This is a genomic window from Nakamurella antarctica (assembly GCF_003860405.1).
Classification (GTDB): Bacteria; Actinomycetota; Actinomycetes; order Mycobacteriales; family Nakamurellaceae; genus Nakamurella; species Nakamurella antarctica.
Genome location: NZ_CP034170.1, coordinates 1,631,971 through 1,657,369 on the forward strand (window position 1 = coordinate 1,631,971; position 25,399 = coordinate 1,657,369).

Below are 25,399 nucleotides of genomic sequence, written 5' to 3' on the forward strand. Positions count from 1 at the left end.
CGTCATTGGTGTATCTCCTGGGCAGCCGCCATTACCGCGACGGGAGTTTCTTCGGGAAGCCCCAGCGTAGGCGAGCGCTTCGCGGATGTGACGGCCGGTGCACCCGGGTCCGAGCCTGAGGCGCTAGAACCAGAATCGCCGCCCAGCGCGATCACGATTGCCTGGGCAGTTGAAAGGCCGATTCCAGGAATTTCACTGATTTGCTCAGCCGTAGCGGCTCGTACTTTGGCCACAGACCCAAATTGCTTGATCAAGGCTGTCCGCCGAGAGGGTCCCAGCCCGGCGATGGTGTCAAGGGCGGACGCCGTCATCGCTTTGGAACGTTTGGCACGGTGGAAGGTGATGGCAAACCTGTGAGCTTCGTCCCGCAGGCGTTGCATCAGATACAGGGCCTCACTTGTTCTCGGCAGGATGATCGGGTCGTCGTCTCCTGGCAGCCATACCTCTTCAAGTCGCTTGGCCAAACCCACCACAGTAATGTCAGCGATCCCGAGGTCGGTCAAAACCGCAGAGGCTGCGTTGACTTGCGGCTGCCCGCCGTCGACGACCAAGAGTTGCGGCGGGTAGGCAAATCGACGGACTCGTCCGGTCAAGGGGTCAATACCCGGGCGGGACTCGCCGTCAGAAGCGACCTCTCCCGACTGCTCGACATCCTTGGGAAGTTGTTCGCCTGCGCCCCTGCTAAATCTGCGCCGCACCACCTCAGCGATGGAGGCAACGTCGTCTCCGGGCGCTTCCCTTATTGCGAATCGCCGATAGTCAGACTTCTTGGCTATCCCGTCTTCGAAGACCACCAGGGACGCGACCACGTTGGTGCCCTGGACGTGGGAGATGTCCACGCATTCAATCCGCAGCGGACTTGCGTCCATGCCGAGGGCATCGGCCAGTTCTGTGAGTGCAGCCGAGCGCGATGTGAGGTCGCTAGCGCGCTTGAGGCGGTATCTACCAAGGGCCTGCTGGGCATTTAGCGCAGCAGTCTCCGCCAAATGTCGCTTGTCGCCGCGCTGGGCTATCCGCAGTGACACCCTCGAGCCCCGCAGCCCGCTGAGCCACTGGCTCATCTCTTCGTGGTCGGTCGGCAGCGCGGGCACCAAAATTTCACGCGGGACGGCGGTGCCGCCGTCATCGTCGGCGCGGCCGCCGTAAAACTGTAGGAGAAAGTCCTGCACCTGGGAGGCCAAATCTGCGCCCGAGTCGAGATCAACGATCCAGCCGCGTTCACCGCGTACTCGACCTCCGCGGACGTGAAAAATTTGTACGGAAGCTTGCAGCTCATCGCCATAGATCCCGACGAGGTCCGCATCCGTGCCGTCGCCCAGCACAACAGTCTGTTTCTCCATCGCGCGGCGCAGCGCGCCGATGTCGTCGCGAAGCCGGGCCGCACGTTCGAAATCAAGGTCTGCAGACGCTGTCTGCATCCGTTTGTCGAGTTGTCGAAGCAGAGGGTCAGCGCGGCCAGCCATAAAGTCGCAGAACTGATTAACGATCTCGCGATGTTCTTCAGCGCTCACCCGACCAACACACGGCGCAGAGCATTTGTCGATGTACCCGAGGAGACATGGCCGCCCAATCTGCTCGGATCGACGAAACACCCCGTTGGAACACGTGCGTGCCGGAAATACCCGTAGAAGCAGATCGAGCGTTTCCCGGATAGCCCAGGCGTGCGCGTAAGGACCGAAATACCGCACGCCCTTCTTATGTTCGCCGCGCATCACCTGTAACCGCGGGTATTCCTCCCCCAGCGTGACCGCGAGCTCGGGATAGGACTTGTCGTCCTTGAACTTGACGTTGAACCGTGGATCGAATTCTTTGATCCAGTTGTATTCCAGCTGCAGCGCCTCGACTTCGGTGTTGACCACCGTCCATTGAACAGCGCAGGCGGTGGTGACCATCTGTGCTGTTCGTGGGTGCAGGCCACTGATATCGGCGAAATAAGAATTAAGCCGCTGTCGGAGGCTCTTTGCCTTGCCGACATAGATTACCCGACCCTCCGAGTCACGAAATCGGTACACCCCGGGGGCCTCCGGGATAGTGCCGGGTGCCGGTCGGTAAGTCGCTGGATCTGCCACATGGCAAGGGTAGATCAGTGCACCGACGGTCGGTTCCGCGCGCAACTCGCGTACCCCAGCAGGGAGCGCGGTTCACTAAGGTGAAGGTCCACCGGTAGTTGCTCGACGCGATCTGGAGCGACGTGCAGCTCACTGTCGGTTGTAGGAAAAAATGCAGGCAACGCTGCGAAAAGACTGTGCTGGGAAGAGAACACACACCGATGACCGATACGCGAACTGCCCCCGTCGAAATATGGCCCGGGTCGGCCTACCCCCTGGGTGCCACCTTCGACGGTACTGGTACAAACTTTGCCCTCTTCACCGAAATCGCGGACAAGGTCGAGCTCTGCCTGTTTGACGATAAAGGGGCCGAAACGGCCCTACTGATGTACGAGAAGGACGGCTACGTGTGGCACGCCTACCTGCCGCAAATTCAGCCGGGCCAGCGGTACGGCTTTCGGGTGTACGGACCCTACGACCCTGCGGCAGGCCATCGGTGCAACCCACACAAGTTGCTGCTCGATCCGTATGCGAAGGCCGTGACCGGCTCGATCGATTGGGACCCCGCGTTGTATTCGTACAACATGGGCGATCCTGGATCTTTCAACGATGCTGATTCGGCCTCGCACATGTTCCTCGGTGTGGTGATTAACCCGTTTTTCGACTGGGCCGGTGACCGAGCTCCGAAGACGCCGTACCACCAGAGTGTGATTTACGAGGCGCATGTTAAAGGTCTGACCAAATTGCATCCCGCGGTCCCCGAGTCACAGCGTGGCAGTTATGCAGGGCTCGCCCATCCAGCCGTCATAGAACACCTCCAAAAGCTCGGAGTTACGGCGCTGGAATTGATGCCGGTACATCAATTCGTCCAGGACAACACACTTCTCGACAAGGGACTGTCGAATTATTGGGGATATAACAGCATTGGATTCTTTGCTCCCCATAATTCCTATGCCTCGGGCGGGGATCTCGGGCAGCAGGTCCAAGAGTTCAAAGGCATGGTGCGTGCTATGCATGCGGCGGGGATCGAGGTGATCCTGGACGTCGTCTACAACCACACGGCCGAGGGAAACCATCTCGGTCCGACACTGTCTTTCCGGGGTATCGACAACGCGGCCTACTACCGGCTTGTCGAAGGCGATGAGCAGTACTACATGGACTACACGGGCACCGGCAACTCGCTCAATGTCCGACAGCCGCATTCGTTACAGCTGCTGATGGACTCGCTCAGATACTGGGTCACTGAAATGCATGTGGACGGCTTTCGTTTCGACCTCGCAGCTACCCTTGCTCGAGAATTCTACGAAGTCGATCGACTTTCTACGTTCTTCGAGCTGGTTCAACAGGATCCGATCACTTCGCAGGTCAAGCTGATCGCCGAGCCCTGGGACGTCGGTCCGGGCGGCTACCAGGTGGGGAATTTTCCGCCGTTATGGACGGAGTGGAATGGGAAATATCGAGACACAATCCGCGATTTGTGGCGGGGTGAGTCCTCCGCCGTTGGCGAGTTTGCCTCTCGCCTGACGGGGTCGGCCGACCTGTACGAGCACAACGGCCGTCGGCCCATGGCCTCCATTAATTTCGTGACCGCGCATGACGGTTTCACGCTTGCGGACTTGGTGTCCTACAACGAGAAGCACAATGAGGCCAACGGCGAGAATAACCAGGACGGCGAATCGCACAACCGCTCGTGGAATAGCGGTGTCGAGGGACCGTCGTCGGAGCCGGAGATTGTGGCCTTGCGCAGCCGCCAGCAACGCAACTTCATCACCACGCTGTTGCTCTCGCAGGGCGTCCCGATGGTGCTCGCTGGGGATGAAATGGGGCGCACTCAACGGGGTAATAACAATGCGTACTGCCAGGACTCGGAGCTGACTTGGGTGCATTGGGACCAAGCCGACCATGATCTGGTTCGCTTCACCGCCTCCGTGGCCGCTTTGCGCAAGGCACACCCCACCTTCCGCCGACGACGGTTTTTCCGTGGCACCCCGGTAGCGCGTGGCGTTGGTGAACCCTTGCCCGATATTTGTTGGCTGACACCAACTGCAGAAGAAATGACGCCGGAAAATTGGGAATCGGGCTTCGGCCGTTCGATCGGCGTCTTTCTGAATGGCAACGGCATCCATGGCCGGGACTCCCGCGGGCAGCACGTTGTGGACGCGCATTTTTTGATGTTTTTCAACGCCCATGACGACACGGTGGACTTCACCGTGCCGGGGGCGGAGTTCAGCGCGTTATGGCAGGTGGTCGTAGATACGGCCGGAGCTCTCCACGATGCGGATCCATTCACCAGCGGTGCACGGATACCGGTTCCGGGGAAGGCCGTGATGGTGCTTCGAGCGCTCGATACGCCCGCCGAGGATCAAGAAGTCGCGGATCTGGGTAGTTTCGGAGCGGTACCCGCCCCTCGGCCGGCGCCACAACGTCCGGCATCCAGCCGCGCCGCAGTGGATGCGGTCGCGTCACAGGAGTGAGCTGCGTCCGGCACGCAGTGTTTTTTCGGGCATATACACACACGTTCACCAACTACAGCGGTCCGGCCGCTCGGCCATCTGGCCAGTACGGGAGTCCACAGCGATGAGAACACCGAAGTCCACCTACCGGCTGCAGATTTCGCCCCGATTCACCTTGCAGCACGCCGCAGATCACGTCGATTATCTGAGCAACCTGGGTGCAGATTGGGCCTACCTCTCACCCGTCCTGCAATCGGAGAGGGGATCAGACCACGGGTATGACGTCACTGATCACAGCCTGACTGACGAGCAACGCGGCGGACCCGAGGGCCTCAAGGTGCTGAGCGACACCGCCCATCAACACGCGATGGGTGTGTTGGTAGACATCGTCCCCAACCATGTCGGCGTTGCTAGCCCTGCCCAGTCGAAGTGGTGGTGGGACCTGCTGTTGCGGGGGCAAGAGTCGGCGTACGCCTTGGCCTTTGATGTGGACTGGGACTTCGGCAACGGACGAGTTCGGGTACCGATCTTGGGGGACGGACCAGACGAACTTGCGGCTCTCACCATTTCCGATGGCTTGCTGCACTACTACGACCACGTCCTACCTATTGCTGAAGGCACAGGGTCGGGTACTGCGCAGCAGGTGCATGAGCGGCAACATTATGAGCTTGTCAGTTGGCGCCGCGCCGATGCTGAACTGAATTACCGACGGTTCTTTGCCGTCAGCACGCTTGCCGGGATCCGTGTCGAGGTGCCCGCAGTATTTGCCGAATCGCACGCGGAGATTCTGCGGTGGGTGCATTCCGAGCTGGCCGACGGACTTCGTATCGATCATCCGGATGGGCTGTACGACCCTGCTGCCTATCTGGACGAGCTGGCGGCGGCTACGGGCGGCATGTACGTTCTGGTTGAGAAAATCCTGGAAGGCGAAGAGCCGCTGCCCACCGATTGGAAGTGCGCCGGAACCACGGGGTATGACGTTTTGGCGTTGATTGACCGGGTGTTCGTTGACGAAGCCGGTGAAGCCGAGCTGACCAGGGTAGATCGCGAATTGCGCGGCGCCGAGGCCGACTGGAAAACCCTCATCCATCAGACGAAGCGCGGAATCGCCGATGGTATTTTGCGCTCGGAGGTGGTGCGGTTAGCCAGGCTTGTCCAAGCGCACTCTCCCTCAATTGCTGATCCGGCCGACGCGCTCGCCGAATTACTCACCTGCTTCCCGGTTTATCGGTCCTACTTAACGCAACCCGCTGGATCGGGGGCGCCTCGACGCAAGACCGCCGACGCCGCGCGAGACGGCGCTGACCTGCAGTGCGCGCTGGACCTCGCCCTCCTGTACCGGCCGGACATTGCCGATGCATTGCACGCCGTCGCGTCGCTGTTGGCCGACCCCACGTTGGAAGTGTCGCGTCGTTTCCAGCAGACCTCGGGCATGGTGATGGCCAAGGGCGTGGAGGACACCGCTTTCTACCAATTCACCCGCCTGACATCGCTCACCGAGGTAGGTGCTGATCCCGACGAATTTAGTATCGATGTGGCCGACTTCCATCGTCGTCAGGCAAACAGGCACGCCGAATGGCCAGCCTCGATGGTGACGCTGTCCACGCACGACACCAAGCGCAGCGAAGACGTGAGGGCACGGCTCAACGTGCTCGCCGAAATCCCTGAGCAGTGGTCTGCTGCAGTGTCGACGTGGCGGCAACAGTTGGCCGATTTTGACCTCGTCATGGCTGACGGGCCGTTGGTCAATTTGTTGTGGCAGGCCGTTGTCGGAGCGTGGCCCATTTCGCGGGAGCGTATGCACGCCTACGCAGAGAAGGCAAGCCGAGAGGCCGGCAACAGCACTAACTGGTGGCACCCGAACGAAGCCTTCGAGGACCAGATGCACGGCATGCTCGATGCCATCTTCGACGATCTCGCGGTCCGGAGAACCTTTGAAGAAGTAGTCGAAAAGCTCACCGCACCAGGTTGGTCCAACTCGTTAGCCGCCAAACTTGTGTCTATCACCGGGCCAGGAGTTCCAGATGTCTATCAAGGCACGGAGCTATGGGACTACTCCCTCGTGGATCCGGATAACAGGCGACTGGTCGACTACGACCAGCGTCGCGCGCTTCTTGCCAAGATCAACGATGGATTTGTCCCCGCAGTGGACCAGAGTGGCGCCGCCAAAATGCTGGTTACCGCTTCAGCCCTGCGGCTTCGCCGAGATTCGCCGGAGCTGTTCAACAGCTATCAACCCCTGTACGCCAGCGGTTCGGCTGCCAAGCATGTGCTGGCGTTCGACCGCGGCGGCGCGGTCACGGTGGCGACCAGGCTGCCTGTGGGCCTTCAGGGAGCGGGCGGATGGCACGAAAGCGTGCTGGCTCTTCCCGAGGCAGATGGCTACCTCGACGTTCTGACAAACCGGTTCTTTACCGCGGGCGTTGTTCCTGTACCGCTCTCGGATTTGCTCGCGCAGTACCCCGTTGCCTTGCTGATCCCTGCGGAAGGACCCGCCCTCGATGTTGCATGAAACAGAATCACTTAATCCTGGAAGCTCTGCGATGAACCTGACGGAGAAAGGAACGCAGTGGCCCACACCCGCTGGCGCGCTGCGAGTGTGGGCGCCCAAGGTGGATCGCGTTCGTGTGGTGGTGGGCGGCGGCGACTCGTCCGGCATCGAAATGACGGCAGACGGTGACGGCTGGTTCTCCGCCCCGGCGCTGCAACCAAATACCGATTATGGCTTCCTCCTCGGCGGGGGAACCCAGCCCCTTCCCGATCCTCGGTCGCGCCGGCAACCCTATGGCGTGCATGGGCTTTCGCGTACCTACGATGCAGATTCCTTCCCGTGGACCGACGAGTCGTGGACGGGGCGACAGCTGGCTGGCGGCGTGATTTATGAACTGCACATCGGAACATTCACCGTCCAGGGAACCTTTGATGCAGCGATCGAGAAGTTGGACCATGTCGCCTCGCTGGGAGTCAGTTTCGTGGAAATCCTTCCCGTCAATGCCTTTAACGGTGTGCGGAACTGGGGATACGACGGCGTCGACTGGTATGCGGTGCAAGAAACCTACGGCGGCCCCGCGGGGTATCAGCGTCTGGTTGACGCGTGCCACCAACGCGGTTTGGCCGTTGTCCAGGACGTCGTTTACAACCACTTGGGTCCGAGTGGGAATTACTTGCCCGAGTTCGGGCCCTACCTGCACTCGGGCAGCTCCAACACGTGGGGCGATTCGCTGAACCTTGACGGTCCTGACTCGGAGCCGGTCCGGCGCCACATCATTGATAACGCCCTGATGTGGTTCCGCGACTATCACGTCGATGCTCTGCGGTTGGATGCTGTTCACGCACTGGTGGACCACAGCGCTATCGGATTGCTAGAGCAAATGGCCATGGAGGTCGCGGCGCTTTCGGTTCATCTCGGCCGTCCACTGACCTTGATCGCCGAATCAGATATGAACGACTCCCGGCTGATCACTCCCCGAGTTGCCGGCGGCACGGGGATCGACGCCCAGTGGAGTGATGATTTCCATCATGTGGTGCATGTGGCGCTAACAGGCGAAAAGACCGGTTACTACGGTGATTTCGGCTCCATGAAGTCAATTGCGAAGGTACTCACCCGTGGTTTCTTCCATGACGGCACCTGGTCCAGCTTTCGTGGCCGCCCCCATGGTCGCCCGGTTCGCACGGACACAACCGAAACGTGGCGGTTCGTCGTGTTCGCGCAGGACCATGACCAGATTGGCAATCGCGCCACCGGCGACCGGCTCAGCGCCACACTGGACGCTGGCTCGTTGGCGATGTCAGCAGTGTTGCTGATGACATCTCCGTTCACCCCGATGCTGTTCATGGGTGAGGAGTGGGGCGCGAAGACGCCGTGGCAGTTCTTTACCTCTCATCCCGAGCAGGATTTGGGTGAAGCAACGGCTCGGGGTCGCATCGCGGAATTTGCGAAAATGGGGTGGGACGAGTCGAAAGTGCCGAACCCGCAGGATGAGTCGACGTTTTTGAACTCGAAGCTCAACTGGTCGGAGCCCGAACGCCCAGAACACGCGGAGCTCTTGGATACCTACCGACGGTTGGCTGTGCTGCGCCGGGATCGGCCAGAGCTCACAGATCCCCGCTTCGGGGCCACTACGGTGTCCTACGACGACGACGCGTGTTGGTTGATCGTTGAACGGGGCCCTGTCAACGGCAGAACTTTGAACGGCAGAACTGTGACGATTGCTTACAATTTTGCCCACATGCCGGTGACGCTTGAGATAGGCAGCGGCGAAGTGTTACTGGCCACAGGCGAGCCCGAGCGGGTTACCGGTGGGTGGACCCTGGCGGCGCGCTCGGCCATGATCGTGGCCCGGTAGAAGCGAGGCAACAAAGACGGTTCGGAGATCGCATCACTTGGCGGCGAAGTACTTCGCCTCCGGGTGGTGCGCCACCAGCGCCGACGTCGATTGCTCGGGGTGCAATTGGAACTCCTCCGACAACTCCACGCCGATCCGGCCGGGATCAAGCAGCGTCATGATCTTGGTCTGATCAGACAAGTCGGGACACGCCGGATACCCGAATGCGAAACGAGCACCGCGATAGGCGAGGTCGAAGAATCGTTCAACCTCGTCCGGGTCTTCTGCGGCAGCCGTGGTCCCGTCCGGAAAGACAAGTTCGGACCTGATGCGTTGATGCCAGAATTCGGCGAGGGCTTCCGTGAGCTGTACCGAAATCCCATGCACCTCAAGGTATTCGCGGTAGGAGTTTGCCGCAAAAAGGGTGTTCGCGAATTCGGAAATTCTATTGCCCATGGTGACGACGTCGAAGGAGATCACGTCGACGACGCCGGCGGACTTGGGACGATAGAAGTCGGCGAGGCACAGATGGCGGTCCCGCTGCTGACGCGGGAAAGTGAACCTGAATAGCTCCTCGGCATCGATATGCGGTTCCGCGAGGATCACCACCGAATCCTTTTCGGAGTAGCACGGGAAGTAGCCGTAAACGACGGCCGCTTCGAGAACCTTCTCGGTGTGCAATCTTTCGAGCCAGTAGCGCAGGCGCGGACGCCCTTCGGTGGCAACGAGGTCTTCGTAGCTGGGGCCGTTTTGCCCCTTGGCGCCGCGCAGACCCCACTGACCCATAAAGGTGGCGCGCTCGTCGAGCAGCTTCGAATAGTCCGCGAGCGGAATTCCCTTCACGACTCGCGATCCCCAAAACGGCGGGGTGGGCACAGCGTTGTCGAGCGCCACATCTGATCGTTCCGGAATCGGCAGTGCGGTGAGCGCTGCCTCTGCCTTGCGGGCGAGAGCGATCCGTTGACTGCGCTCATGACGTGTGCGACGTTCGGCGGCTTTTTGCCGTTCCGCGGCATCCTCTGCCGGGGCCAATCCGCGTTTTCGAGCCATCACTCCATCCATCAGCCGGAGTCCTTCAAAGGCGTCGCGGGCATAGCGCACATCCCCTTGAAAAACCGCAGACAGGTCGTTTTCGACATAGGACCGGGTCAAAGCGGCACCGCCGAGGAGAACGGGGAAGCGCTCGGCGATCCCGCGCGTGTTCATCTCTTCGAGATTCTCGCGCATGATGACGGTCGATTTCACCAGCAGACCGGACATGCCAATGGCATCGGCGGAATTCTCCTCCGCAGCAGTGATGATGGTGGAGATCGGTTGTTTAATACCGATGTTCACCACCGAATAGCCGTTGTTGGACAAAATGATGTCGACGAGGTTTTTGCCGATGTCGTGTACGTCACCCTTGACGGTGGCTAGCACGATGGTGCCCTTCCCCGCCGAATCCAACTTCTCCATGTGTGGTTCGAGGTGCGCGACTGCCATCTTCATCACCTCGGCCGAGGTGAGGACGAACGGCAGTTGCATAGCGCCGGAGCCGAAGAGCTCGCCGACGGTCTTCATTCCCTCGAGCAGCGTGTCATTGATAATTTCCAACGCCGAGCGGCGGACCAGCGCTTCGTCGAGATCTGCTTCCAGGCCGATCTTCTCGCCGTCAATGATGCGCTGCTTGAGTCTTTCATCGAGCGGCATCGCGGCAAGTTCGGCAGCCCTGGTCGCCTTCCCTTCGGCGGTGGTGACGCCATCAAACAACTCTAGAAACTTCTGCAGCGGGTCGTAACCCTCGCGCCGACGGTCGTAGACCATGTCCAGTGCGACGGTGCGACGGTCCTCTGGGATGCGAGACATTGGCAAGATTTTGGATGAGTTGACGATCGCCGAATCAAGGCCTGCGTCAACGCATTCGGCGAGGAAGACCGAGTTGAGCACTTGCCGCGCGGCGGGGTTGAGACCGAACGAAATGTTTGAAAGTCCCAGTGTAGTCAACACATCCGGGTGGCGGCGCTTGAGTTCCTTGATGGCTTCGATGGTTTCGATGCCGTCACGCCGTGTTTCTTCTTGGCCTGTGGCGATGGGGAATGTCAGGCAGTCCACGACGATGTCGTGTTCGGCCATCCCCCAGTTCTCCGTCAGGTCCGCGATCAGCCGTTCGGCGATTGCCACCTTATGGTCTTTGGTGCGCGCCTGACCTTCCTCGTCGATGGTCAGAGCCACGACGGCGGCGCCATGTTCGGAGACCAGCTCCATTATTTTGGTGTAGCGCGAATTTGGCCCGTCGCCGTCCTCGAAGTTGACCGAGTTCACCATGGAGCGACCGCCTAAGTGCTCCAGCCCCGCTTTGATCACGGCTGGTTCGGTCGAGTCAAGCATCATCGGCAACGTCGAAGCGGTGGCGAATCGAGAGGCGATTTCTTGCATATCCGTCACGCCGTCACGCCCGACGTAGTCGATGCAGACGTCCAGGATGTGGGCGCCGTCGCGGGTTTGCGAGCGCGCGATTTCCACGCACTGATTCCAATTTTCGCCCAACATGGCCTCTTTGAAGGCCTTGGAACCGTTGGCGTTGGTCCGCTCCCCGATCATCAGCACCGAGGCATCCTGGGCAAAAGGCACCGATGCGTAGAGCGAAGCGAGCCCGGGTTCGCTTCGTGGCCGACGTACCGCCGGGGTGAGTCCCTTCACCGCTTCGACCACATGCCGCAAATGCTCCGGGGTCGTGCCACAACATCCGCCGACCAATGTAAGCCCGAATTCCGTGACGAAGCCGGAGAGCGACTGGGCAAGAGCTTCGGGTCCGAGCGGATATACCGCGCCCTTGGGCCCGAGTTCGGGAAGTCCCGCATTCGGCATCACCGACACTTGGGCAGTGGTGTGCCGGGAGAGATACCGCAGGTGCTCGCTCATCTCAGCGGGGCCGGTTGCGCAGTTCAGACCGATCAAATCGATGCCCAAGGGTTCGAGAGCGGTAAGTGCTGCTCCGATCTCGGAGCCCAACAACATGGTGCCCGTAGTCTCGACTGTCACGTGACAGATGAGCGGCACCTTAATGCCGAGCGCCGTCATCGCGCGTTTTGCCCCGATGATGGCCGATTTGGCTTGCAACAGGTCTTGGCAGGTTTCTACGACGACCGCGTCAATTCCACCTTCGAGCATGCCGCTCACTTGCTGGAAGTAGGCATCGCGAAGGGTTGCGTACGGCGTGTGGCCGAGGGTGGGAAGTTTGGTTCCCGGCCCCACGGATCCGAGGACGAATCGGGGCTTCTCGGTGGTACTGAACGCATCGGCCTCTGCCCTGGCGAGCGCGGCACCCGCCAGTGATAGTTCGTGGATGCGCTCCGGGATGTCGTACTCAGCGAGGTTGGCAAAGTTCGAGCCGAATGTGTTCGTCTCGATCGCGTCGACACCCACCTCGAGGTAGGCGCGATGGACGGCCCGAACCATGTCAGGGCGTGTGACGTTCAGTATCTCGTTGCACCCTTCCAGACCCGCGTAGTCATCCAGAGTGGGATCCTGAGCCTGCAACATCGTGCCCATGGCGCCGTCAGCTACAACCACTCGTTCGGACAATGCGGAGAGCAACGGGTGCCTGAGCGGGGTGTTCACACCGAAAGCTTAGTCGTCGGGTGCCGGCCCCGTTGTCTTGACGAACCGGGAAAAAGCCGCGCAAACCACCTCGCTCCGGCCGGTGATCAGAGCGCGGACGTAGGCTTGTCCAGTGATGCAACCCCAACAATTAAGAGATCCGGTGCTGATCGCCGCTTTCGAAGGGTGGAACGACGCGGGTGATGCCGCTACCTCCGCAGTGGAGCATCTCGCGCTTACCTGGGATGCGACCCCGCTGGCGGAAATAGACCCGGAGAACTTCTACGACTTCCAAGTTTCCAGGCCAACTGTCAAGATTCTTCAGGGGGTTACTCGACACATCGAATGGCCCACAACCAAGCTAACGGTATGCCGGCTGCCCGATCAGAGCCGCGACGTGATCTTGGTTCACGGAATAGAGCCGAACTTTAGGTGGAAGGCATTTTGTGCCGAGTTGGTCCAGTTGGCCCTGGACAACGGGGTGACCACCATGATCAGCCTCGGTGCGCTACTCGCCGACGTCGCGCACACCAGGCCTGTTCAGGTCACCGGATCCGCCCATGATGCCGAGACGGCGGACCAGCTGGGGATCATCAAATCCACCTATGAGGGGCCCACCGGAATCTCGGGAGTGTTTCAGGATGCTTGCTTGCAGGCAGGTATCCCCGGGGTCGCATTCTGGGCGTCCGTGCCGCACTACGTCTCTCATGCGCCGTCTCCGAAAGCGACTCTGGCGTTGCTGCATCGCGTGGAGGATTTCCTCGACATTGCGGTGACACCTGGCAACTATCCGGAGCAGTCTGAGGAGTGGGAATCGGAGGTTTCGCAGATTGCCGAAGATGACGACGAGATTTCCGAGTACATCAAGAGCTTGGAGGAGCGCGACTCTGAAGAAGAACCGCTGACTCCGGCTAGCGGTGATGCCATCGCCGCGGAGTTCGAACGCTACTTGCGGCGGCGTGGCCCGAAAAGTTGGGGTGATAAGCCGGACAAGCCAGGGCGAGATGGCCGGTAGAACCCGGCGGTAGCTACGAAACCTGAATACAACTGCGGGGCGGGGCATCCATGAAGGAATGCCCCGCCCCGCAGTGTGTGTGCAACCTACCGAGCGATGTGGCTGCCCCCCTTGACGCGGCGACGGGCTAGGAAGGCGCAACCAACTCCCAGGAGCACGAGGGCGAATCCGATCCACAGCTGGGTTCCCACCTGAACGCCAGTGACCGCAAGGGTGGATGTCGGGCGCTGCGATGGTGTGATGACCCCCGTTGACCTACCCACGAGGGTGGTGCTCCCGACCGTCGCGGTTGTCTGACGCACCGACGTGTTGCCGCTGGTGCCGGACGTGGTCGTGCCGGACGTGGTCGTGCCGGACGTGGTCGTGCCCGAGGTGGTCGTGCCCGAGGTGGTCGTGCCGGACGTGGTCGTGCCCGAGGTGGTGGTGCCGGACGTGGTCGTGCCCGAGGTGCTGGTGCCGGACGTTGTCGTGTCCGAGGTGCTGGTACCGGACGTGCTGGTACCGGACGTGGTCGTGCCGGACGTGGTCGTGCCGGACGTGGTCGTGCCGGACGTGGTCGTGCCGGACGTGGTCGTGCCGGACGTGGTCGTGCCCGAGGTGGTCGTGCCCGAGGTGGTCGTGCCCGAGGTGGTCGTGCCGGTTGTGGTGGCGACAACTGGTGCCCAGGTGATCGTGTTATCAATGGACGTGGAGGCTTTGCTCAGGTTTCCTGCAGTGTCTTTGGCAAAACCTGGCAGCAAGGAGAAGGTTACGATTCCCGGGGTCGTCATTAAGGATATCGACGCCTCATAGGTGTCTCCGGAACCGGTCAAACCGGGGTCAAGCGTTCCGCCCGCTGTTGACGTCACGGTCGTGTACTGGGAGATGTCTGCAATAGTGACCGGTTCGGAGAACTTCAGAGTGAAACGGAGTGGGCCGCTCGAAGCGGGGTCGCTCTGTCCCGCTGCCTGTTCGACCGTGACAGTGGGCGCCGTGGTGTCTGCTGGCGGGACCACAGGAGTGTCGGTGATGGTGATAGTAACCGTGTCATTGCCGAGGATCATGCCAGCGGGGATACTGTCCGGATCGAGACTGACAGTCAGCGTCTCGTCACCTTCAACGAGCGCATCAACCGTGGTCAACAGTGTTGACTTCACATTTGGTGTGTTGGCGAGGAACACCAGCGGCGAGGTGGCCGGGGTGTAGTCGGCTAGGGTCGCTGTCCCCGGCGTGGTGACAAGTACGGGGCTAAATGCCGCGTGCGTGGTGTCGGAAACGGACACGGGAATCGCGATCGATCCACCCTCGGGAACGGTCAGGGTCTTGGGCAGGCTGACAACGTTTGACGCTTTCACCGAAAATGTGACAGTGCCAAAATCAGCCCCAGTGAGATCCGGAATTTCTACTCCCCCGACAGCTGACACTGGCAAGCCGTTGTGTCCTAGGTCGTGGACGAATGTGATCAGTTGGCAGTCGCCGGTGGTGTTGTTGGCAACAAACCCGATCTGGGAAAGGGCGTAGTTAACTTCCTTCAGACTGCCGATCGCAGCAATCGCCTCGTGCGGATCCGAAGGGTTACCGGTGGCAAAGGTCTGCCCTGAGATGCTGGCTGGCAGCAGGCCGACGACGGTATCGGCCAAAGCGGGGGTGAAGCCGGCCTGGTCGATGAGCAGCTGTTTAATGTCGTTTTCAATGGTCAGTTGTCCGCCGCGTAGACGTACCTGACCGCACGTTGCAGCCACTACGAGCAGCATCTGGTCGTTGCCGATATCTGGGTCAGACACGGAGAAATCGCCTGGGTCGCCCATGGCAGGTGCCGCCACCGGAAGGTATGTGGTCGATCCACCGGCGACCGCGTACGGACCTGCTGGCACCGTGAGCGTGGGGCCAACATTCTTGTGTTTGATCATGATGTTGACGTCTTTGGTGCTGTTGTCGGTGCTGTTGGCCGTCACAGGGTGGGTGACTGTGATGTGCAAGGTCTCCGTCTTGTTCGAGTCATTGGCAACGGACTCAAAACCGTTGTCCGGGGTGTACACCAGGTTCGCCATGGCAGCGTTGAGCGATGCCATCGTTCCATTGATGTTGAGACTCTTGCCGGTGGCGTTGCCATTTTGGCTACTGACGGCAATAGCACCGCCGGGCAGCAGGGCTTCGGCGTTGGGGCTGTTGATGACTGACGCACCCGCGATGGACAGATTGCCATGCGAGGTGGTCATCTGGATTCGGGCACAGCCGGTAATGAAGTAGCCCGGTGACTGGGGGGCGCAATTGGTGGAGTCTGCGGTCGTGAGAACGATGGCTCGATTATTACTGGTGAGCGGATCGACCCCGGTGAACGGCAGTGGCAGGTTGGTTGCCCCGACGACGTCGGTCGGCGCGCTAAACACCGGCTGCGCAGCGGAGGCCGCCCCGGTTCCTAAAACGATAGATCCCAGCACTAGCCCTGTTACCGCGGTGATCCTCGCGATCATCGATGGCAGCGACACTTGCGTCATGTGAGTGTGTTCCTCGTTTTCTGATGTAAGACACTGACCCAAAGCCCGCGGAGCACTACATAAATAGTGTTTCCGCCAGGAACTCCTCGACCGTTTCTCGGCTTCGGTGGGTGTGAGGTCGAAATGCGGCCCGATGGGCAGCGTGACCTCTCTGTGTCAAGACAGTAGCGACATTTCAGGCGGTCGGGCACGGGTGCCTCCACCACAAACGCCAAGGCGTACACCACTATCGGGATGTGGTGTACGCCCACCGGCAACGTGCGTCAGATCGCGTCAGGGAGCGAGGGTGATTCCCAACAGGGCATCTACTGCCATCGCCACCGACCATCCGTCGAGGTCGGGGTTTGCCGCCCATTCATCAATCACCGCAATAGCTTTCGGTGTATCCAGGTCTTGCGCCATCGCTGCTCGCAACGACGCAACGACTGCCGACGCGTCAGCCGCGACACGAGTGGCGGCTGCGCGCCAGCAAGTCAGACGCTCTCCCGCTTCGATCAGCAAGTCGGCAGTCCACAGGCGGTCTGCCCGATAATGGCCGGATAGCAGAGCTAATCGAATGGCCATCGGGTCGACGCCTTCGTAGCGAAGTTTGCTGACAAACACCAGGTTTCCTCGAGACTTTGACATTTTTTCGCCGTCTAAGCCGATCATTCCTGCATGTGTGTAGTGCCTTGCGAACGGATGGACCCCGCTCAACGATTCCGCGTGCGCCGCGGAGTATTCATGGTGCGGATAAATAAGGTCGCTGCCGCCTCCTTGAACATCGATGCTGGGGCCGATTCGATTGCCAGCAATCGCCGCGCATTCGATATGCCACCCCGGCCGCCCGCGTCCGACTGGCGAATCCCACGCCGGCTCCCCCGCGCGTTCCAGCCGCCACAGCAACGGGTCTAGGCGGTTTCGCTTTCCCACGCGATCCGGGTCGCCTCCGCGTTCGCCAAAAAGCGATGTCATCGTCTCTTCGTTGTATCCGGACTCGTAACCGAATCTGCCCGATGTCCGGATGTCGAAATACACATCCTCATATTCGTCACCGGAGAGCCGATATGCTGCGCCGTTTTCGAGAAGCGCTGCTACAGCTGCTGAAACCTCATCCATCGCTTCGACAGCGCCGACGTACTCACGAGGCGGTAGCACGCGCAGCGCAGCCATATCGTCACGAAAAAGCTGGATTTGGGTCTGCGCCAAGTCGGACCAGTCAACGTTGTCGCGGGCCGCGCGCTCCAACAGCGGGTCGTCAATATCGGTCACGTTTTGCACGTAGTGAATGTCGTGACCGTTGTCGAGCCAGACCCGTTGAACAAGATCGAACGCTAGATAGGTGGCTGCATGTCCGAGGTGGGTTGCGTCGTACGGAGTAATGCCGCAGACGTAGATCTTAGCGATCTGGCCGGGTTCGGTGAGGCGAACTTCGCGGGTCGCTGCATCAAAGAGCGAGAGCGGCGAGGCGACACCGGGGATGCGGGGAACGCTAACGGATGACCAAGACTGCACAGGAATAACCTCACGGACGACGAGAGCGACGGAGTAAAACTGATGGACGAATCTGGGCGACCTAGTGGCGGACGCCAGGGATCACATGACGATTACCGTGCAGCACGGCAGACTGCAGTTTATTCATGGAAGTACCCCGAATATCTGCCGGTGGGCTGGACATCGGAAACATCAAGTTGTCCTTATCGGGATGGTGCGGCAGGTTGCAGGCATGGCCAAGCTCATGTGCCAGCACGGTTTCGTCATAGGAATGCGGTGCTTCGTCGTCGAAAAGTGAGGCCTGCACAATCACCCAATCGGCAGAGATACCCAGTGAACAACCGGTTGTTTGGCCCGCGATGTTGCGGACTACGATCGCGGTGATTGGCTTCCCCACCACATCCAGTAACGAACCCGCCTCGCTGAAATCTGCAAGCTCGCTGCGGTAGAAGTCATTTCGCCCGGTTAACTCGTCGAGCAGCAACAACTTGTTTGCTCTGGGGTCGAGCGCCGCTGTAGGTGCGGGCCGCCCCGACACACGGGTACCGACGTGGCGAACTCGGACCCCGGACTCATCAAGTAGGACATTGCTGGCCCGGTTGATCGACGCGGTCAATTTTCCCGGTGCGATCAGGGGAGCCCCGTTTTCGTCGCACAAGATAAGCATGTTCAGGCGTAGCGTCGCTGGCCCCGCTCGAGTGCCGGTGACCGCACCGACTGCCGACTCGCCCAGTTTGACCCAGGCGCTGGCGAGGTCGGCGGCGAAGGAGAGCGAGGACCGCGTTAGATAGCTGGTGGCTGCGATCAGCGGGTTCCTCACAACGCCGGCCACGGGATAGGACTTCGGTGCTGCGGCGGGTGCGTGAACAGCGGGGATTCGACGAGATGCGCGACCCGATCGCACAAAGCGCGAAGTTCGGTGATGGTGATCAGAGCGGAGAGATCTTCCCCTAACGCCCCTTCGAGTTGTTCAGTGAGTCGATGCAGGCCTTCGACACCCTCCTCGGGAATCTCGCGACCGGCCCATCCCCACAGCACCGTCCGGAGCTTGTCCTCGTAGTGCAGGGTAAGGCCGTGATCGACCCCGAGAACTGGCCCGCCGGTGACGGGCAGAATATGCGGGGCCTTCCGGTCTGCGTTGTTGACCACCATGTCAAACGTGGCCAATAGCGCTAGTTCCGGGGTGTCAGCATGGGCCAAAACTAGGGGCCGGCCGCGCTCGTCGGCAGCTCTGAGCACGGGAAGCCAACTCTTAGGCAGTTTGGACGGCTTAAAAATGTTCACGGTGTCGTCTTGGTCGGTTCCGTCGATCCACTGCTGGACCATTCCCTCGCCCAGGGGCCCCTCGCGTAGATACGTCGGGGGAACGCAGTTCCACTGCGCCGCGCGGGCGATCATCGCGGATCCCACCTCACGCGCCGCCAAACTGCCATCGGGGAAATCCCACAGGGGTCGCTCGCCGCGAACTGGCTTATAGACGCACTCCACGCTGACGCCCCCGAGCGTCGAGACCGCGAGAGCAGTCAAGTTTGAGGCATCGGTGAGGCGGCCACGAATCTCAAGTTCGCCGTTTACCAGCACGTCCGCAAGCTGGTCAGGAGTCAGATCCGGTATCGCGACGGTTGGCAAGCCCGCGTCCTCGGCCGGATCCAATTTAGCCGCGGTCACCGCGGTGGTACCCATTGAGCCGCGGGCAGATGTGCCCATCCGGGTTGAGCGGGTTGCTGCACAACGGGCACGGTGGACGGCCAGCGGAGATGATGCGCTCAGCTTGAGCTGCGAACGACTGTGCTTCGTTTAGGGAAAGAAAGACTCGAAGAGCATCCGGGCCGTCGGCACTGTCGTCGAGCACAGACTCCTCCGTGACGTCGGCTTCGGTGATAGCCAGCAATTCGACCACAATTCGCGAGCCTTCGCCGTCCCAGGCCAGACCCATGGTGCCCACCCGAAACTCGGGATCCACCGGAGTTTCCAGGGCAGGCTCGGTGGTGTCTATCGCGGGCAGCTTTTCGCCGAACCTGCGGACAACCTCGCCGATCAGTGAGCCGAGCTTGTCAGCCAGAACAGCCACCTGCTGTTTCTCGCAGGACACCGACACCACGCGGCTGCCGTCGACCGCCTGCAAATAGAATTCGCGGTCGCCGGGCTGCCCGACGGTTCCGGCGAGGAATCGGTCGGGGGAACGGAAAATGAATACCTGGCGGTCCATATTGCCTCCTATCTTATCCACGGGCGCTGGCGGGTTCCCTATCTACTACCGCCACCCACGACCCCATCAGTGCTCGGTACACCGTCACTGGAGGTCTTCGAATCTGCCGTTGCGGGCAGCAGGGCAGTGAGGTCGCCGCTATCGTTCACCCGCTCCACAATGGGGCGGGTCGCGGTGTACGTGACCACGGATAATGAAGCGGGCGCAACGTGAATGCGCTGGAAAGCATCGAGGTGCAAGCCCAGTGCATCGGCCACGATTGCTTTGATGACATCCCCGTGGGAGCAGATCACCAACGGACCAGGATCCGGTGAATTTTTCAGCTGACGGCGCACAGCGGCGACGGCTCGAGCTGACACCTGAGCGAGGCCCTCACCGCCTGGAAACACGGCGGCGGATGCATGCTGTTGGACCACTTTCCACAGATCCTCCGAGGCAAGATCCTTCAAGGGCCGTCCAGTCCAGGTTCCGTAGTCAACTTCGGCGAGATCGGCGTCGATTTCTATTTCCAGCCCCGTCAGGCGGGCCAGCGGCGCGAGTGTCTCGAGACATCTCTCCAGCGGCGAACTCACAATCTTGCTGACCTTCAGGTCAACCAAACGGGTCGCTACCTTTTCGGCTTGGTTCGTGCCCCACTCATCTAGGTGGACTCCTTCGGTGTGCCCGGCCAAAATCCCGGCTGTATTGGCCGTAGAGCGGCCGTGCCGGAGCAGGATGACGGTCCTGGTTTCGCTCATACTGGTTCTCCTCCCTGGAGCAGTTGGAACTAAAGCGGTTAAATCTGGCGCGGTTGAATCTGGCGCGGTTGAAACTGGCGCGGTACCCGCTTAGGTAGCGCTGAGCCAGCCTGCCGAAAGCACCACGATCAGCACCGCGCCGAGCGCCCAGCGGTACCACACGAAAACGGTGATCTTGTGCCCTGATACGTATTTCATCAGCCAAGCCACGCTGGCGTAGGCAACGAAGAAGCTGACGACGGTCCCTACGAGGGTTGGCGCCCACCCGACGCCCTCGCCGAGGGCCGATGGCAGTTCGTACACACCGGCGCCGAGAAGGGCAGGGATCCCAAGCAGGAAGGCGAGCCGCGTGGCTGCAACGCGGTCGAGGCCGCGCATGAGTCCCACCGAAATCGTCGCACCCGATCGCGAGACACCGGGGATCAGCGCCAGGCACTGGGCAAATCCGATCAGCAATACGTCCATGAGGTTTAAATCGGCTTCTTGGCGATTTTGCTTGGCGACCGCTTCGGCGGCCAGCATCACCACGCCCCAAATGATCAACGCGAAGGCAACTACCCACAGCGAGCGCAGAGGGCCTTTGATGATGTCCTTCGCCGCAAAGCCCACGAACACGATCGGCAGCGAGCCGATGATAACCAGCCACGCCATGCGGTAGTCCGGGTGAGTGCGCGCTTGTTTGCTGCGCAGTCCCTTGACCCACGCGAGGAAGAGCCTCGAAATATCGGACCAGAAGTAAATCAAGACCGCGAAGATCGCGCCGACTTGGATGACTGCTGTGAAAGCGGTGACCGCGGAGTCGTCAATCCTCAAACCGAGCATCTTCGACACAATCGTCAGATGCCCAGTGGAAGAAACGGGGAGAAATTCGGTGAGGCCCTCAACAATTCCGAGGATGATGGCGTCCAAGAAGTTCAAGCGAGTACTCCAGCTTTCGTAGCGGCGTGCATGGTCGTTTCCAAAATGTCGATTCGATCGGCCAGCGAATGCCCGGATGCGGCGACATTTACAGAGGTAATTCCCACATCGTGCAAACGCTTCAGCCCCGCAGCGATGTCGTCCAGCGTGCCCACGAGGCTGGTTCGGGTGAGGAACTCCAGCGGCACGGCTCGGGCTGCGCCAGCATAGTCCTTCGACAAGAACAAACGCTGCACCTCGTCAGCCTCTGCCTCAAAGCCCATGGAGCTGGCGATCCGGTGATAGAAGTTGGTGGCCTTTGATCCCATTCCGCCGATATACAGCGCTGCGTTAGGCCGGAGTGCTGCAGCGGCGCCTTCCTGGTCTGGACCCACCGCTACCCCCACACTTGCCGAGTAGTCGATAGCATTCGGATCGCGGCCAGCGGCAACTGCGGCCTCGGCAATAGTCCGGACGTTCGCCGCGCCCAGTTCTGGGTCAAAAAAGATGGCCAGCCACCCGTCGCAGATTCGTCCGGTCAGCTCAAGGTTTTTTGGCCCCACCGCTGCCAGGTAGATCGGAATGTCGGTGCGAACTGGTTTCATCGCCAGCGACAGCGGTTTACCCTGGGCGGGTTTACCGTCCAGTCCGGGGAGAGGCAACGTGAAGTGTGTGCCACTGACTTCCACCCGTTGTCGGGTGAGAACCTGCTTCACAATCGCCACATACTCCGCCGTGCGTCCCAACGGGTCGGCATAGTAAACACCGTGCCACCCCTCGGAAACCTGGGGGCCGGAGACCCCCAGACCCAGCCGCATCCGGCCGCCGGAAATCGCGTCCAACGTGGCGGCCGTCATCGCCGTCATCGCCGCTGAGCGCGCCGGAATCTGCATAATTCCCGCTCCGATCCCGATCGTGCTCGTGCGGCTGGCGATCGCCGAGAGCACCGTGGGACTGTCGGTCCCGTAGGCCTCCGCAACCCAGGCGACGTCATACCCCAGTGCCTCCGCCGCTTGCGTGAGCTCGATTGCTTCCGAGATCTCCCGCGCTGACGAGAAGTAGCCGAGGCTGATGCCGAGTTTCATGGTTGCCCTTTTCGAAAATGTGACGCTGGACATAGGTAAGTAGGTGAGCGCCCACAGCGGTTTCCGCACAGCTCCCTAGCAGTACCTGGGACTCGGCCAACGCTACAGGCGGCCTGTTGGCCGAATCCAGGCTGCACGCCCAGTAGGTTTGTTCCATGGAATCCAGGCGGGTAGGTCGTAGCGGTTTGCAGGTTTCGCGGCTCGGACTGGGCACCATGACGTGGGGAAGGGATACCGACGCGGACGAGGCTGCCGCTCAGCTGGAAGCCTTTGTCGCCGCTGGCGGAACACTGATCGATACTGCCAACATTTACGGCGAGGGTGATGCCGAGTCGATCATCGGAACGCTCGTCCCGGATGTGGTACCGAGGTCTGCGGTCGTCCTCGCCACGACCACCGTGGGAACCGGAGGCGGTCGCGGTTCTCTGCTAGCGGCTCTGGATGCCTCGCTGGTGAGGTTAGCCACCGACTACGTTGACCTCTGGCAGGTCCATGGGTGGGATGTGCACGTTCCGTTCGAGGAAACCTGCGCGACATTGGCCACCGCTGTGAGCAGTGGCCGCGCAAGATATATCGGGGTTTCCGGGTACGCGGGGTGGCAGCTCGCCACCATGGCGACGTGGCTCCGCCGAGAAGGCATGCCGCTGGCCAGTATTGAAGTGGAGTACTCACTGCTTGAGCGCGAAGCCGAAACTTCGGTCTTGCCCGCTGCGGGCCTGCACGGCGTCGGACTGCTGGCCTGGGCGCCGCTGGGGCGCGGTGTGCTCACGGGCAAATACAGGCACGGCACACCTGCCGATTCACGTGGCGCGTCTCCCCATTTCGCCCGCTACGTAGGTCGGCATCGCGGCGAGTCCTCGGCGCGCATTGTCGAGGCCGTAGCCACCGCCGCCGACGGTCTTGGCACCTCTCCCCTTGCCGTGGCGTGTGCTTGGGCTCGGGATCGTCCGGGAGTGGCAGCGGCGATCGTCGGTGCCAGGGACAGCGCCCAACTGCTCGGGTCGCTGGCGGCTGAGGAAATCGAGCTTCCGGCGGAGATTGTCGCCGCTCTGATGGACGTCACCGATTCAGACCAGGACGAGGATGCCTGAACCCGCAACTTTCACCGAATTCTGCAATGCCGGTCTGTGGCCCGGGGTGGGAAAGGTGCTCGCGGCTGACCTCACCGCCGCCGGGATACGCGGGCCAAGAGACGTAAACCTTGCCACGCTCAGCAAGCTCCCCCGCGTCACCGCCAAGCGCGCCGATCGTCTGTACACCTCGTGGATCGGCGCGGGCCTTGCCTACGACGTCGCGGAACTCCTTGTCCCCGAGGAGATTTCCATTCGATGGGTCGCGAGGTTGATGGAATCCCTCGGTGAGAATGCGGCCCAAATCCTGCGCGGCGACCCGTGGCGCCTTCTCGTACTACCGGAAGCCCTTGTCTCCCAAGCAGACCAGCTCGCCAGGTCGCTGGACCCAGGCGTGCGACGCGAAGACCCCCGCCGCGGCCGAGCACTCGTGGCTTGGACGTTAAATCGTTTCGCCCGTGAGGGGCATACCGCCACCTCGGCAGCCGATGTCGCCGCTGGACTTCGTCCTTTCGGATGTGACCCGGCGCTGTCCATTCAAGCCTCGATGGACGCTGGCGAGGTGGTTCCGGTACCCGATCCCACCATTGATCCCTTGGCCGATGACGACGCCGAATTCGAGCCAGGCGACAACTCTGACGACATGGCTGAATCGCGGCTGGGTGAAACCCCCTGGATCGCCACCTTGAGTTTGGCCGAGGCGGAAGCATCCATCGCGGAAAATCTGGCCCGCCTGCAGGCCACCGCGAAGCCTCTGGCTCAACCCGCCGTCGTTACAGCCTCGTCGAAAGGGCTGGATTCGGTTCAGATCAGCGCGGTGATGCATGCCGCCGTGCACGGCGTGAGTTTGCTGACAGGAGGCCCCGGAACCGGCAAATCCCGCACGGTGGCCGCCATTGTCGAGGTTGCTCGCGCGGCAAGTGTCGTCATCGCCCTAGCCGCCCCCACCGGTCGCGCGGCCAAGCGACTCGAGGAACTGACAGGGGCCGAGGCGACCACTATCCACCGGTTGCTGGGAGCACGCGGCGGTCCCGTCAACAGCGGCGACAGGTTTGAGAAAAACAGCGAGAACCAGATCGAAGCCGACGTCATCGTCATCGATGAGGCATCGATGCTGGATGTAGAACTCGCAGCTGCCCTGCTGGAGTCCATTGCTGACGGGACGCACCTCGTGATCGTCGGTGACCCTGCCCAACTGCCCTCCATCGGGCCAGGCCGGGTGTTGGGTGACCTGCTGGACACCAAAGTGCTGCCCACTACCCACCTTTCGACCCTGTATCGACAGAGTGAAGGTGGCTCCATCGCCAGGCTCGCCACCGCAGTACGCGGCGGCACTGTGCCGCCCGTGAATGACCCCACGCACGAAGTGGTGGTCGTCACTGCACGAAGCTCCGGCGAGGCTGCACATCGAGTGGTCCAGTTGGTGACGGACTCGATTCCCCGAGTGTTTCAGACCCCGGCGGATCAGATCCAGGTGGTGACCCCCGTTCACAAGGGCGAGGCTGGAACCCAAGCCCTGAACCGCGCACTCAAGGCTGCCCTCAATCCGGGCCGCGGCCAGGTGCGCGGCTTCGACAAAGGGGACCGGGTAGTGGCGACAGCCAACCACCTGGACGCCGAACCGAATGGCTACGCCAACGGCGAGGTGGGCACCGTGATCGCCGCCGACGACAACAGCCTCAGAGTCGCGTTCAGCGTGGGTGAATCGACCATTGCGGGGAAGGCTCTCAATGACCTCCTGCACGGCTGGGCCATCACGGTGCACCGCGCCCAGGGAAGCGAGTGGGAAACGGTGGTGGTCGTGGTACCGGCGGAGGCCGGCAACATGCTGTCCCGGCCGCTTTTTTACACGGCGCTCACTCGCGCCCGCCACCATCTCTCGATCGTGCACGCCGCAGGCCCAGCATTGGCCAGGGCTGTCGAGCAGATCGGCGAGCGTCCCCGGCGCACCCGGCTGTGGTCGTTGGTCCGTGAGGAAATCGGCTCACTGAGCTAGGTATTTCCCCCCGACACCACGCCTACCTGCTACTA

16 protein-coding genes are annotated in these 25,399 nt (G+C 61.2%); 6 read left to right on the forward strand and 10 right to left on the reverse strand.

What is annotated here, in order from left to right; translation table 11 throughout:
* Positions 1-2: 2 nt before the first annotated feature.
* Complete coding sequence (uvrC, locus tag EH165_RS07170; RefSeq protein ID WP_124798846.1) at positions 3-2,069, reverse strand: excinuclease ABC subunit UvrC; 2,067 nt, start codon at positions 2,067-2,069, stop codon at positions 3-5.
* A 200-nt stretch (positions 2,070-2,269) separates the two neighbouring features.
* Between uvrC and glgX the strand changes: the two genes are divergently transcribed.
* The 3 genes from glgX to treZ all read left to right on the forward strand — a co-directional run bounded on the left by glgX (position 2,270) and on the right by treZ (position 8,847).
* Positions 2,270-4,522: a glycogen debranching protein GlgX gene (glgX, locus tag EH165_RS07175; protein ID WP_124798848.1), complete on the forward strand. Its 2,253-nt coding sequence runs from the start codon at positions 2,270-2,272 to the stop codon at positions 4,520-4,522.
* A 103-nt stretch (positions 4,523-4,625) separates the two neighbouring features.
* A complete protein-coding gene (gene treY, locus EH165_RS07180; RefSeq protein WP_124798850.1) occupies positions 4,626-7,013 on the forward strand; it encodes a malto-oligosyltrehalose synthase in 2,388 nt (795 codons plus the stop codon).
* Between the two features lie 31 nt (positions 7,014-7,044).
* Positions 7,045-8,847: a malto-oligosyltrehalose trehalohydrolase gene (gene treZ, locus EH165_RS07185; RefSeq protein WP_124800376.1), complete on the forward strand. Its 1,803-nt coding sequence runs from the start codon at positions 7,045-7,047 to the stop codon at positions 8,845-8,847.
* A 33-nt stretch (positions 8,848-8,880) separates the two neighbouring features.
* On the opposite strand, the gene metH is transcribed toward treZ, so the two are convergent.
* Complete coding sequence (gene metH, locus EH165_RS07190) at positions 8,881-12,426, reverse strand: methionine synthase (protein WP_239020755.1); 3,546 nt, start codon at positions 12,424-12,426, stop codon at positions 8,881-8,883.
* 115 nt (positions 12,427-12,541) lie between these two features.
* On the opposite strand from metH, the gene EH165_RS07195 reads away from it, so the two are divergent.
* Positions 12,542-13,420: a PAC2 family protein gene (locus tag EH165_RS07195; RefSeq protein WP_124800378.1), complete on the forward strand. Its 879-nt coding sequence runs from the start codon at positions 12,542-12,544 to the stop codon at positions 13,418-13,420.
* 86 nt (positions 13,421-13,506) lie between these two features.
* Here EH165_RS07195 and EH165_RS07200 read toward each other — a convergent pair whose 3' ends face one another.
* The 8 genes from EH165_RS07200 to EH165_RS07235 all read right to left on the reverse strand — a co-directional run bounded on the left by EH165_RS07200 (position 13,507) and on the right by EH165_RS07235 (position 22,298).
* The gene (locus tag EH165_RS07200) at positions 13,507-15,897 is read right to left on the reverse strand and encodes a hypothetical protein (RefSeq protein ID WP_124798852.1); all 2,391 of its coding nucleotides are present in this window, start codon (positions 15,895-15,897) and stop codon (positions 13,507-13,509) included.
* Between the two features lie 273 nt (positions 15,898-16,170).
* On the reverse strand, positions 16,171-17,391 hold the full coding sequence (gene mshC, locus EH165_RS07205) for a cysteine--1-D-myo-inosityl 2-amino-2-deoxy-alpha-D-glucopyranoside ligase (RefSeq protein WP_124798854.1): 1,221 nt from the start codon (positions 17,389-17,391) through the stop codon (positions 16,171-16,173).
* A gap of 61 nt (positions 17,392-17,452) precedes the next feature.
* Positions 17,453-18,202 carry a M10 family metallopeptidase domain-containing protein gene (locus EH165_RS07210; RefSeq protein WP_124798856.1) on the reverse strand — a complete coding sequence of 250 codons (750 nt, stop codon included), beginning with the start codon at positions 18,200-18,202 and terminating at the stop codon, positions 17,453-17,455.
* Positions 18,187-19,053: an SCO1664 family protein gene (locus tag EH165_RS07215; protein WP_124798858.1), complete on the reverse strand. Its 867-nt coding sequence runs from the start codon at positions 19,051-19,053 to the stop codon at positions 18,187-18,189. The genes EH165_RS07210 and EH165_RS07215 overlap by 16 nt, the downstream gene beginning before the upstream one ends.
* Positions 19,025-19,579, reverse strand: coding sequence for a DUF3090 domain-containing protein (locus EH165_RS07220; protein WP_124798860.1), 555 nt, complete (start codon positions 19,577-19,579; stop codon positions 19,025-19,027). Before EH165_RS07220 ends, EH165_RS07215 begins: the two co-directional genes overlap by 29 nt.
* 38 nt (positions 19,580-19,617) lie before the next feature.
* A complete protein-coding gene (locus EH165_RS07225) occupies positions 19,618-20,316 on the reverse strand; it encodes an MSMEG_4193 family putative phosphomutase (RefSeq protein ID WP_124798862.1) in 699 nt (232 codons plus the stop codon).
* Between the two features lie 90 nt (positions 20,317-20,406).
* Positions 20,407-21,234, reverse strand: a complete 828-nt coding sequence (locus tag EH165_RS07230) for an undecaprenyl-diphosphate phosphatase (RefSeq protein WP_124798864.1) — start codon at positions 21,232-21,234, stop codon at positions 20,407-20,409.
* On the reverse strand, positions 21,231-22,298 hold the full coding sequence (locus EH165_RS07235; protein ID WP_124798866.1) for an LLM class F420-dependent oxidoreductase: 1,068 nt from the start codon (positions 22,296-22,298) through the stop codon (positions 21,231-21,233). The genes EH165_RS07230 and EH165_RS07235 overlap by 4 nt, the downstream gene beginning before the upstream one ends.
* Positions 22,299-22,453: 155 nt before the next feature.
* Here EH165_RS07235 and EH165_RS07240 point away from each other — a divergent pair, with 155 nt between their 5' ends.
* Positions 22,454-23,389 (forward strand): aldo/keto reductase, encoded by a 936-nt coding sequence (locus EH165_RS07240; RefSeq protein WP_124798868.1) that lies wholly within the window; start codon positions 22,454-22,456, stop codon positions 23,387-23,389.
* Positions 23,382-25,364: an AAA family ATPase gene (locus EH165_RS07245; protein WP_124798870.1), complete on the forward strand. Its 1,983-nt coding sequence runs from the start codon at positions 23,382-23,384 to the stop codon at positions 25,362-25,364. The genes EH165_RS07240 and EH165_RS07245 overlap by 8 nt, the downstream gene beginning before the upstream one ends.
* Positions 25,365-25,399: the final 35 nt, after the last annotated feature.